The organism is Trichocoleus sp. DQ-A1 (assembly GCF_039961955.1).
Taxonomy (GTDB): Bacteria; Cyanobacteriota; Cyanobacteriia; order Cyanobacteriales; family FACHB-T130; genus FACHB-T130.
On record NZ_JAMPKE010000003.1, the window covers coordinates 159619 to 172545 of the forward strand.

Genomic DNA, 12927 nt, shown 5'->3' on the forward strand with positions numbered 1-12927 from the left:
ATATCGCCAACCCTATATAAGTCAATGTTTATAGACGACTTCTTTCCCACAACAAGATTACCGAATGCAGTTATTTCCACATTCTCCCCAGAAGCCTCTGAAGTTCCTATCCTGCCTAATCTGTACTCTCTTGAGAGGAAGGAATTAAGGGCTACCAACCACTGCATCATCCCGGCTTTGGACAGACAACACATCCAAAGTGGGAGGTTATCATAGGGTGAATGTTGATATTTCTTAAAAAAAGTTATCAATGCAGTTTTCCCCCTCTGGTATGTCCGAAATCAAGAACTCCGCGATCAAAAAGGTGTTCTTTGGTCATGAGCCGACTCCTGAGTTATGCGCCATTCTAACGGTCTATTTGGTGCAGGGAATCTTGGGTTTAGCGCGTCTAGCAGTCAGCTTTTTTCTCAAAGATGAACTGTCGCTAAGTCCGGCTCAAGTTTCGGCTTTGATGGGCATTGCTGCCATTCCTTGGGTGGTAAAGCCGTTATTTGGTTTTCTGTCAGATGGTCTACCGTTGTTTGGCTACCGGCGGCGACCCTATCTGATTTTATCTGGACTATTGGGAGCGATTTCCTGGTTTAGTCTGGCAACGATTGTGCATACAGCTTGGGCGGCGACAGTGGCGATCGCGCTTTCGTCCCTCTCGGTAGCGGTTAGCGATGTAATTGTAGACTCGCTGGTGGTAGAACGAGCCAGGGCAGAGTCTCAGAGTGATGCCGGTTCCCTGCAATCCCTCTCCTGGGGTGCCTCATCGCTGGGAGGCTTAGTAACTGCGTATTTTAGCGGTTTCCTTTTGCAACACTTCGGGAGCCATGCTATTTTTGCCATTACCGCTGGTTTCCCCTTAATCGTGTCAGCGGTTGCTTGGTTAATTGCAGAAGAGCCAATTAGCGATCGCCCAGATGTCTCCACCGTTGCCAACCAGATCAAACAACTGGGAAAAGCGGTTAGCCAAAAATCAATCTGGCTACCAACCGCCTTTCTGTTCCTTTTGCAAGCCACACCAACCGCAGATAGTGCCTTTTTCTACTTCACGACCAACGAACTGGGATTTGAGCCAGAATTTTTGGGACGGGTACGTCTCGTCACCAGTCTCGCCTCCCTGATCGGAATTGCAATTTTTCAACGATTTCTCAAAGCTGTCCCCTTTCGCACCATTTTCACCTGGACAACGATCATCGCCGCGGGACTCGGAATGACCACGCTGCTGCTGGTGACTCATACCAACCGCTCTTTAGGCATCGACGATCGCTGGTTCAGCCTGGGAGACAGTCTGATCCTGACGGTGATGGGGCAGATTGCTTATATGCCCTTGTTGGTACTTGCGGCGCGGCTATGTCCGCCTGGAGTAGAAGCAACCTTGTTTGCGCTGCTGATGTCGGTGACCAATATGGCAGGGTTATTGTCCCACGAACTGGGAGCCGTCCTCACCTATTGGCTGGGCATCACCGAAAGGAATTTTGACCATCTCTGGCAGTTGGTCGTGATTACGAATCTATCAACCCTTTTGCCGCTGCCACTGATTGGTTGGCTACCCGCAGGCAAACCGGAAACCGAGCCATCTGGGGAGATGCCAAGCTTGCAACCGTCATCAGCCATACATATTCAGTCAGCCCCCATTCAGCATCGGGAACGGTCTTTTGTTCCTGACTTTCTTCCAGAACTCATCCCCACAGTAGAAGAACCCGCTGACTAAAAGAGGAAGGATCGAGAGTAGGCAGTGCTGATTCCACTTCCAATTTCAGAATGGGAACGAGAATCAGATAGCTGCTGCACTCAGTAGGCGGATGCAATGAAATTGAAGATTTTTGTCGGTTGGGACGCCAGGAAACCTAACACCTGCATCGGGTAGCGATCGCCATCCCATCCGACAAATCATTCATCCGTGCGACTTAACGTGCAGCGGCACTAACACGTCTGTCCTAATTCACGATCGCGTCACGAGTTTTTCTAAGCTGAACCGTTTAATATGCAAATACCCACACCAGAACGCTTTCCGGTGCCCACAGAGGTGCCCGATCAACTTCCCTACCACATTAAAAAGTGGCAAAAGGGCTATGAATCTTTGCCGCAAGAATTCGATTATTGGATTGACGACATTGAAGGGGAGATTCCCGCAGAACTAGAAGGGACACTGTTTCGGAATGGTCCTGGGTTGCTAGATGTCAAGGGTCAGCGCATCCATCACCCATTTGATGGCGATGGCATGATTGCCAGGATTGCCTTTTCAGAGGGTCGCGCCCACTTTCGCAATCGCTATGTCCGCACACAGGGCTATGTAGAAGAACAGCAAGCCGGTAAAATTCTCTATCGCGGCGTCTTTGGCACCCAGAAGCCCGGTGGTTGGTTAGCCAATGCTTTTGATGTGAAACTCAAAAATATTGCCAACACCAACGTTATTTACTGGGGGGGAAAACTCCTGGCGCTTTGGGAAGCTGCCGAACCTCATCGCTTAGATCCCAACACCTTAGAAACTCTGGGGAAAGAATATCTAGACGGGGTTTTGCAAAAGGGTGACGCCTTTGCCGCCCATCCTCGCATTGACCCTAGATGCGATCGCCAGGGTGGTGCCCCTTGCCTGGTGAACTTTGCCATTAAACCGGGTCTTTCCAGCACCATCATCATCTATGAATTAGACGCGGCTGGCAAAGTTGTGCAGCAGAACTCTCACAGCGTTCCTGGCTTCGCCTTCATCCACGATTTTGCGATTACGCCCAATTACTGCATCTTCTTCCAAAATCCGGTTTCCTTCAACCCGGTGCCTTTCCTGCTGGGATTTCGCGGTGCGGGTGAGTGTGTCAAGTTCCAGGCGGAGCAACTCACCCGGATTGTGGTGATTCCCCGCAACCCCCAACCAGGGGAAAAAATGCAAATTTTTGAAACTCAGTCGGGTTTTGTCTTCCACCATGCCAATGCCTTTGAGCAAGGGGACGAAATTTGTATTGACTCAATTTGCTATGAGTCTTTTCCAGAAGTTGAGCCGGAATCAGACTATCGGGAGGTAGACTTTCAGGCGCTATCCCCCGGACAAATGTGGCGGTTCCAGTTTAATTTAAAGGATAAAGATAAAACGGTACGGCGGAGGCTTTTAGAAAGCCGTTGCTGCGAGTTTCCCTTCGTTCATCCCGAACGAGTCGGACGCCCTTATCAGTATCTATATCTGGGTGCAGCCCATGCTACCCAAGGCAATGCGCCTCTCCAAGCTATCCTCAAGGTGGATTTAAAATCAGATCGTCGCCAACTCTGGAGTGCAGCACCCCAAGGCTATGTTAGCGAACCGATCTTTGTCCCTCGTCCGGGTGCTACCCGTGAAGATGAGGGTTGGGTGCTGACGTTAGTTTACGACTCTTCTCACCACCGCTCTGATGTCGTTATTTTAGATGCCGCCCACGTCGATCGAGGTCCGGTGGCGCGATTGCACTTGAAGCATCATATCCCTTATGGGTTGCATGGCAACTTTACGTCCCACTGCTTTGCGCCCAGCCACTAGCTCTCTAGTCAGCCAATTTTGGATTTTAAAGCGGTTATGGAGGAGCGATCGCTGCTCTAAAAGCTAAAATTGGCTGACCGTTGTAGTATAAAGCTTTGCCAACCTAGTAATCTCCACCTTCTCTTTTGCATCAAGATAGGATACCTTTGGCTGAAGTATCCCAAGCGGAGCTGGGATGAAATTCAGCATCGTTATTACGACTTATAATCGCCTTTCCTTGCTAAAACGGGCAATTGACACTTCTCTTGCCCAAACATTCCCCTGTGAAGTCATTGTTGCGGATGACTGCTCCTCGGATGGCACCCAAGCCTATGTAAGCGGTTTAGTGGCAGCGCTTCGTGCCAAAGGTGACGAACGCCTCGTTTATCACCGCAATCAGATTAACCTGGGTCACTCGGCGACGATGAATGCTGGAGTGCAGCTTGCTAAAGGCGAGTGGATTAAGCCGGTTGATGATGATGACTATTTAGCACCGAATTTTCTAGAGGAAATGAATCGGGCGATCGCGCTGTGTCCAAACGCTGTCATTGCCTCTTGTCAGGCGGCGCAGGTTGATGTCAACGAGGTCGAACTTTACAGAACCCGACAAATTGGTCCTGGCAGAGCTTTCTCTATTCCCCAAGAAGACCTTCATTTTGGGATGCTACTAGAACTTATCCCTTTTGGTACTCCGATTCAAGTTGTCTTCGCTCGTTGGGCTTTTCTGAAATCCGGCGGTTGGGATTCTAGCTTAGATGCGAACTTTGATGACATTGATTCTTGGATCAAAATTGCCCAGTTTGGAGATGCTGTTTTTGTAAATCAGTGCCTTGCTTATCGCACAATTTGGCCTGGAGCTTATAATCAAAAATTTTCTCTTAAAATTAGGATGGATACTAATATTTTAATGAAGGAGAAAATTTATGCTTTGGTGAGTGAAACTCACCGTTCTAAAACTCCCCCAATTAAAAATATTCAAGATTATCTTAAACTACATTGGAGTCTGGTGGCACTTAAGCAAGGAAAAATCTTAAGTGCCATAAAAATGGCATTTCCCTCAGTTTTTTCACTGAGTGCATGGAAGCTTTTAGTAATTAATAATCTATCGAATCCTCGGCAAGTCTTCTTGGCTCAAAAGCAAGTTGATACCAATAGTTCGCTGTCTAAATCGATTCCTTATTCGGAATCTATTCATGGCTCTATTGTTCCAAAGAATCGGTTTAAAACAGCACAGCTTCAAGAATTACGCATTTCTCTAAAATTCCGCTGTAGCCGGATTGCTTTCAAGCAAGGAGAATTTTTCAGCGCTACTAAAATGGCTGTAAATGGTGTCGTTTCGCTAGGTGCATGGAAGATTTTCGGGATAACGGATTTTCCTCAATCTCTTAGTAAGAAACCCCCGATTCAAAATCGGCTACTAGATAAAAATATTCTAGTGATGGAAAAAATCTATGCTTTAGTTAGCGAAAAACACCAATCTACTATTTCCAACCTTCAAGACTGGCAAGCTTATTTCAAACTGCGTGCAGGGTTTTTAGCGATTCGGCAAGGAAAATTGGCGATCGCGTCTCAAATGGCATTCCCGGCTATATTTTCCTTTGCTGCCTGGAAGTTATTAGTAAAAGTTATCTTATTGCGGCAGCGTCATCACAAAGAACCCTTGATTCGGCGGTTAGTGCTATACAGATTACCTGAAGGCAAAACTAAGGATTGAATGGGGAAGTAGTGCATTTCAAGATTTGGAAAAATATTTTCCTCTGCCCCTCTGCCTCAATCGCCTTTTTTTACTTCTAAATAATATTGCTTGAATCGCTCTTTGATGTTGATATGTTATCGTCTTAAATAATTTGTGAAGCGAGATACCCGACTTTTGTAAAAAAATTGGGTAGCTGAAACACTAGCATCTCAAAACTAAAATAGGATTGCTATATTATGTTTCATCTCACCCCAAGCTTTAAAAAGCCCTTAGCGAAGCGGCAGCCATTCACCGGGGTATAGCCTTGCTCCTGCACAAAAGGAAATTGTTGAAGAATGGGCTGGCCTAAGCGATCGCAATCAAAATTACCGAACTCTGTTGAACCGGGTTTGCGAAAAGCAAAAACATACGCAGTTTCACTGCGATCGCACCTCACCTACCTAGTACTGCTGGTTGTTGTCCTGTTATTGGCGTTGATGTACACAAACTTTGAGGAACGCCGACACCAAACAACTCAAATTCAGGCAGAGGCGCTACAGATGACTAGGTTGGCTACCGCTAACCAAGAGCGCTTAATTGACAGCAAAGGGATAATTTTAGCTCGCTATCCTAACCGCGAAACTTGGGTGGGGCAAGCAGCACCGGAAGCACCTTTAGTTAAAACGATGCTGACGCAAAAAAGGGCAGGCATGATGGAGGCTTCCGGCGTCGATGGTGTAACGCGCTTGTATGCGATCGCGCCCTTGGAGGGCACTTGTAGGAATCAGGGCGATCGCTGCAACCTCTACGTGTTGGCGGGCAGCCCCAAAACCGTCGCTTTTGCGGCTGCCGATCGGCAGTTGTACCGCAACATAGCAGGCATGGGATTAGTCGCCGTGTTAGCGATCGCTGCCACTTGGGTGGGTAGCGAGGTGTTGATGTTGCGTCGGGTGAAGGCGCTCCTGAAGGCAATGCAGCAGCTCTCAGAAGGCGATTTGAGCGTTCGTAGCGGGGTGACTCACGGTTTCGGAGTCAGGGAATTGGCGGGTGCTTTTGACACGATGGCGGCGTCGCTAGAACGTTCTGAGCGCGATCGCCAGTCGGCAGAAACCTCCTTGCAAGAGCAAGAGAAAAAATATCGCTCCTTGGTGAACAGCCTGCCACAGGTGCTATTCCAGACTGATGAAGCCGGATATTGGACATTTCTTAATCCCGCCTGGAAAGAAATTACCGGCTTCGCCCTCGAAGAAAGTATTGGTAAGAATTTAATCGATTTTGTTCATCCGAGCGATCGCCCACAACACCTGGAAGAATTTCGCTCCCTCATTGAACGCCAGCAAGAATCTTATCGGTATCAGGCTAGATATCTGAGTGCAAATGGCGACTATCGTTGGCTGGAAGGACACGGCAAATTAACATTGGCTTCCGACGGAACGATTATCGGTACGTCCGGCACCCTGAGGGACATTACCGATCAAAAACAGGCACAAGAAGCCCTATTAACCACAAATCAAACGCTGCAAACCCTGATCGAAACTTCACCGTTAGCGATCGTGACGCTCGATGTTAATCGGAACGTCACCCTGTGGAATCCAGAGGCTGAAAGTCTTTTTGACTGGAAATCGCCAGAAGTTGTCGGCTATCCGTTGCCGATTTTCCCCCCGGATCAACAGGAAGCGTTCCATGCCTTGCTTCAGGCTGACTTGCAGGGCGGAGGAGATCGTGGTAGCGGTGGCAGGGAATTCCGCAGCCAAAAGAAAGACGGCACCTTGATTGACGTTAGCCTCTGGACAGCCCTGCTGCAAGATGTCAATGGCAAGATGAGCGGCAGCATTGGCATCTTCGCCAATATTAGCGAAAGCCTGCGGCACGCTACGCTACGCGAACGCACTCTGGAAGCGCTGCGGGAAAGCGAAACCCGTTACCGCCTCGTCGCTAAAGCCAGCAACGATGCAATCTGGGACTGGGATTTACTGACAAACCGCGTAGAGTGGAACGAATCCTTGCAAAAACTCTTCGGCTATGCGGAAACTGAAGTAGGTTTTGATGCCAGTTGGTGGTACGAAAATATACATCCAGAAGACAGAGAGCGGGTTGTCAGTGGGATTCATGCTGCAATTGACAGTGGAAGACAAATCTGGTCGGATGAATACCGCTACCGTCGCGCCGATAACTCTTATGCCTTAGCGAGCGATCGGGGATTTATCGCCCATGACGATAAGGGGAATCCAGTGCGGATGATCGGCGCGATGATAGACATCAGCGAAAGCCTACGGCACGCTACGCTACGCAAGCAAGCTGAGGCGCTGATCGCAGGGCAAAAACAGGTACTCGAAATGATTGCCACCGGCGCAGCACTGGGTGATGTTCTAGATGTTTTGGCTCGGTTTATCGAGACACAATCCGGTGAGAGCTTTTGTTCGATTCTGCTAGTTGACGAAAAAGAGAACAAATTACGGCATGGAGCTGCTCCGAGCCTTCCCGAAAGCTACACTCAGGCGATTGATGGTATCGCGATTGGCCCTGGTTTTGGTTGCTGTAGTAAGGCAGCCTATTTCGGTAAACCCGTGATTGTCTCAGATATTGAGAGCGATCGCCTTTGGGCGGATTTCCGAGATTTGGCATTAAGCCATCAACTACAAAGCTGTTGGTCTACGCCTATTTTTTCCAGTAACGGTAAGGTATTAGGCGTTTTTGTAATGTATCATCCCGACGCGAGGCGACCGAATCAGGATGAGTTATATCTGACCGAGATTGCGACCCAAATTGCGGGAATTGCTCTGGAACGCCAGCAAGCAGAGGCAGCATTGCAACAGAGTGAAGATCAACTGCGCTTGATTACAGATGCTTTGCCAGTGCTGATTGCCTATGTCGATTCGGAACAGTGCTATCACTTTAACAATCGGGCTTACGAACAATGGTTCGGCAAATCTCAGGCGGAAGTCATCGGACAGCCCATTAGAAAAATTTTAGGGGACTCGGCTTATCAGGCAATTCAGCCGTATGTCGAGGCAGCATTGTCCGGGCAGGAAGTAACCTACGAAAGCCCTATATCCTATGAATATGGAGGGATGCGTTGGGTCAATGCTACTTACCTGCCACATTTTGGGGAACACGGTGAAGTCAAAGGATTTATTGCCTTAGTCAGCAACATCACCGAACGAAAAGTGGCTGAGGAAGCGTTGCGGCAGAGTGAGGAACGATATCGTTCTTTGGCACGCGCGACCTCACAGATGGTTTGGACTTCCAACCCCCAAGGTGAGGTTGTGACGGATCAACCGGATTGGAGAGCCTATACGGGTCAAAGCGAGGCAGAAATACTAAGCTGGCACTGGCTAGATGCCATCCATCCAGACGATCGCGATCGCATTGCCGAGCAGTGGTCTAACGCTATCCAAACGAAAAGCCTCTATGACACAGAGTTTCGGCTGCGGCGTGCTGATGGTATTTACCGCTACTTCAATGTCCGTGGGGTTCCAGTATTATCAAAAGACGGCGATGTGCGAGAGTGGATCGGCACCTGCACCGACATTACCGAAAAAGTCCAGGCAGAGGAAGCAATTCGACAGTTGAACGCGGAACTTGAACAACGAGTCATCAAACGAACCGCGCAACTGGAAGCTGCAAATCAAGAGTTAGAAGCTTTCTGTTATTCCATCTCTCACGACTTGCGATCGCCCTTGCGTGCTATCAACGGATTTTCGCGGATTTTGCTGGAAGAATATCTAGAACAACTCGATCCGGAAGCCCAACGCTACCAGAAACTGGTGCGGGATAATGCTCAGCAAATGGGACAGCTGATTGATGACTTGCTGACATTTTCGCGCCTTTCGCGCCAGCCACTGAGAAAACAAACTGTAGCGATCGCTGATTTGGTACGTCAAGTACTAGCAGACTTATGGCACGAACAGCAAAATCGCCAATTTGAAATAAATATCGGCAATTTACCCGCCTGCGAAGGCGATCCTGCTTTACTTAAGCAAGTAGTTGTCAACTTGCTGACAAACGCTCTAAAATTCACGCGCGGTCGGGAAGTCGCCCAGATTGAAATTGGCTATCGTCATCAGTCATTTACGAATGACCCAGAACTAGAGACAAATGACTTTTCAACCACTGTCGTTTATTTCGTCAAAGACAACGGCGCAGGCTTTGATATGCGATACGCTCATAAACTCTTTGGCGTCTTCCAACGGCTGCATCGTGCGGAAGATTACGAAGGAACCGGAGTCGGACTCGCGATCGTGCAGCGCATCATCCATCGCCACGGCGGACGTATTTGGGCTGAGTCAGGCGTTAACCAAGGCACAACATTTTACTTTACCCTGGCAGAGGGAAATATTCATGAGTGAGCGCACAGCAGAATGTTTGCTGGTCGAAGACAATCCCAACGACCTAGAATTAGCACTTTATGCTTTGCGAAAGCACAACCTTGGCGATCGCATTCAAGTTGCCCGCGACGGTGCGGAAGCCTTAGACTACATTTTCCGGACAGGTGCCTATCGCGATCGCTATCCGGAAAACTACCCCAAAGTCATTCTCCTCGACCTCAAACTCCCCAGAGTAGACGGCTTGGAAGTCTTGCAACGCCTCAAATCTGACCCCCAAACCCGCATGATTCCAGTCGTCATCCTCACCTCGTCAAACGAAGAACGCGACATCGTAGAAAGTTACCAGTTGGGCGTCAATAGTTATATCGTTAAGCCGGTGAACTTTGAACAGTTTACCGAAGCAGTGCAGCAATTAGGCTTGTACTGGCTGCTGTTAAACCAGCTGCCAAGCCGCTAGCAGCTAGCATTCTTGAGGCTAAAAATTCTAAAAACCGCAATTAAATTTACGCTCAACACCTCATAATTCAGACTGCACGCTCTCTAAAAGCGAACAGTGGTGTAACCCCGCCCACGGCTCAATTCCCTTGCTTACAAGAAGGTCATCATGTCCGCTCCGCTCCAGATTTTACTGCTTGAGGATTCCCTGGCTGATGCTGAATTAACTTTGCACGAACTACGTTTGGCTGGCTTTAAACCCGACTGGCAGCGTGTAGAGACAGAAGCCGACTACCTCGCCCAACTGCATCCCGGTATCGAGCTAATTTTGGCTGACTATAGCTTGCCTCAGTTTGACGCCCTCAGAGCGCTGCAACTTTTGCAAGAGCGCGGCTTAGATATTCCATTCATCGTGATCACGGGTACGGTGAGCGAAGAAGTGGTAGTGGAGTGCATGAAGCAAGGGGCAGCGGATTATCTACTGAAAGACCGTCTGATGCGGCTAGGCTCGGCAGTAGCGCAAGCCCTACAAGCCAAACAAATGCGCGACCAAAAGCGGCAGACTGAGGTGGAAAAAACCAGATTAATCGCCGCTTCACAAGAGAGTGAGCAACGATTTCGAGCGCTGATCGAAAATGCGACTGACATCATCATCATTGTTAACGCCAGCGGTCAAGTGACTTATGTGAGTCCCTCTGTCAATCGGATTCTAGGATACGCACCCGATGGACTCATAGGCAAAAATGCTTTGACATTTATTCATCCAGAGGATGTGCTACTGGTTAAGCAAAGGCTGAAAAATTCGATTCAAAATCCCAATGTGACTCAGCGACTCGGTGAGTATCGCGTGCAGCATCGCAATGGCTCTTGGGGGATCTTCGAGGCAGTCACCACTAACCTCCTGAACGATCCGGCGGTGCAGGGGATTGTCGTCAACTGCCACGACATTACTGAGCGCAAGCAAGCCGAGGAGCAACTGCGACACCATGCGTTCTACGATTCGCTTTGCGGTTTGCCAAATCGGACCTTATTTCTCGAACGTCTTGCCAGCCAGATTAAGCATTCCCAACGATACAAAGATAGTTTATTTGCTGTTCTGTTTCTGGATTTGGATCGCTTCGAGATGGTCAAATATAGTCTAGGACACTTGGTAAGCGACCAACTGCTCATCGCTACAGCTCGCAAACTAATGACCTGTCTCCGTCCCACGGACACCCTAGCTCGGATTGGCACAGACGAATTTGCAATTCTGCTGGAGGATATTCACGATGTTAGCGATGCGATTCGCGTTGTCGAGCAGATCCAGCGGGAACTCAATTCGCCTTTTAACTTGGATGGGCGCGAAGTATTCACCACGACTAGCATCGGGATTGCCTTTGCGGGAAAGGGACAAGAGGGATGGGAGCCGGTTCGGAAAGAATCTGCCCCTATGCCGCTTTGTCCTTCTGCATCCTCTCACAATAACCTCTTGCCTCGTCCGCAAGACCTGCTACGGGCAGCCGACACGGCTATGTATCATGCCCGGTTAGAGGGTAAAGGTCGCTATGTTGTCTTCCATCGGGCCATGCATACCCTTGCCGTGGCACATTTGCAGTTAGAAACGGATCTGCGACGAGCGATTATCGCTACGGAATTTCAACTTTACTACCAGCCAATCGTCGAGCTGGCGACGGGTAAAATTAAGGCTTTTGAGGCTCTGGTGCGTTGGAATCACCCGACTCGTGGCATGGTTCCCCCAAGCGAGTTTATCCCTGTGGCAGAAGATACGGGTCTGATTATTCCCTTGGGTACTTGGGTATTGAACGAAGCTTGCCGTCAGCTAAAAGTTTGGCAGCAGCAGTATTCTACGACTCAGGGTTTGGCAATTAGCGTGAATCTCTCTGGTAAGCAGTTTTCGCAACCAAATTTGATTGAGCAGATTGACCGAATTTTGAGGAAGACTGGCTTAGATGGACACTATTTAAAGTTGGAAATTACTGAAAGCTGCTTGCTGGAAAATGCTGAAGCTGCCGCCATCCTGCTTTGGCAATTGCGAGATCGAAATATTCAATTATCGATTGATGATTTTGGTACGGGTTATTCATCCTTGAATTATCTGCACCGCTTTCCCGTTAATACATTGAAAATTGACCGTTCTTTTGTGAACCGGATGGGAGCGGGTGGCAAGGATGCAGAGATTGTCAAGGCAATCGTGGCGTTGGCTCATAATTTAGGAATGAGTGTGACGGCGGAGGGGATAGAAACGGCTCAACAGTTGGCACAACTCAAGGCATTGCAATGCGAACGAGGACAGGGATACTTTTTCTCGAAACCTGTAGATAATGGGGCTGCGGGACAGTTAATTTTGGCACAGTTGCAAGTTAATTCATGATGCGCGTTATTGGTCTGACGGGAGGCATTGGTACTGGCAAAACGACTGTCTCAAATTATCTTGCCAATCACTACAATTTGCCGGTTTTGGATGCGGATATATATGCTAGAGAAGCTGTAAGAGTAGGTTCGCCGATTCTTGACGAAATTGTTGAGCGTTACGGAACCGATATTCTGCTACCGGATGGGACGCTTGACCGTCGAAAGCTGGGCAATATTGTCTTTAATTCGCCCGAAGAGCGGCGTTGGCTAGAGCAACAGATTCATCCTTACGTGCGCGATCGCATGATTGAAAAAATGCAAGCACTCAACTCGCATCCGACTGTAGTGTTGGTGGTGCCTTTGCTGTTTGAAGTGGGGATGACGGCTCTGTGTACGGAAACTTGGGTCGTATACTGTTCCGAACAACATCAACTTCAGAGATTAATCAAGCGAGATCGCCTAACTTTAGAACAAGCGCAAGCCAGGATTACTAGCCAAATGCCCATTCAGGCGAAATGCGATCGCGCTGATGTAGTTTTAGATAATTCTTCTACGCTTGAAGATTTGCTCAAACAGGTAGATACGCACTTAAAAATTAAAAATTAAAAATGTGGGAGTTGTTAGTGTCATGAGTTTTTTATCGCCTATATCTTGACTTCTTCTCT

At 48.6% G+C, this 12927-nt stretch carries 6 protein-coding genes and 1 pseudogene; all 7 read left to right on the forward strand.

Features of this window, described 5'->3' with window-relative positions; genetic code table 11:
• Positions 1–250 precede the first annotated feature (250 nt).
• Positions 251–1699 carry a folate/biopterin family MFS transporter gene (locus NDI33_RS05075; RefSeq protein ID WP_190676982.1) on the forward strand — a complete coding sequence of 483 codons (1449 nt, stop codon included), beginning with the start codon at positions 251–253 and terminating at the stop codon, positions 1697–1699.
• 273 nt (positions 1700–1972) lie between these two features.
• Complete coding sequence (locus NDI33_RS05080; RefSeq protein WP_190676984.1) at positions 1973–3493, forward strand: carotenoid oxygenase family protein; 1521 nt, start codon at positions 1973–1975, stop codon at positions 3491–3493.
• A 175-nt stretch (positions 3494–3668) separates the two neighbouring features.
• A pseudogene (locus tag NDI33_RS05085) lies at positions 3669–4562 on the forward strand (glycosyltransferase family A protein); the annotation flags it as partial.
• A gap of 941 nt (positions 4563–5503) precedes the next feature.
• On the forward strand, positions 5504–9496 hold the full coding sequence (locus tag NDI33_RS05090) for a PAS domain S-box protein (protein WP_199302509.1): 3993 nt from the start codon (positions 5504–5506) through the stop codon (positions 9494–9496).
• On the forward strand, positions 9489–9932 hold the full coding sequence (locus tag NDI33_RS05095) for a response regulator (RefSeq protein ID WP_190413703.1): 444 nt from the start codon (positions 9489–9491) through the stop codon (positions 9930–9932). The genes NDI33_RS05090 and NDI33_RS05095 overlap by 8 nt, the downstream gene beginning before the upstream one ends.
• Positions 9933–10079: 147 nt before the next feature.
• Positions 10080–12281: an EAL domain-containing protein gene (locus NDI33_RS05100; RefSeq protein ID WP_190676988.1), complete on the forward strand. Its 2202-nt coding sequence runs from the start codon at positions 10080–10082 to the stop codon at positions 12279–12281.
• A complete protein-coding gene (gene coaE, locus NDI33_RS05105) occupies positions 12278–12868 on the forward strand; it encodes a dephospho-CoA kinase (RefSeq protein WP_190676990.1) in 591 nt (196 codons plus the stop codon). Before NDI33_RS05100 ends, coaE begins: the two co-directional genes overlap by 4 nt.
• The last annotated feature ends 59 nt before the right edge of the window (positions 12869–12927 follow it).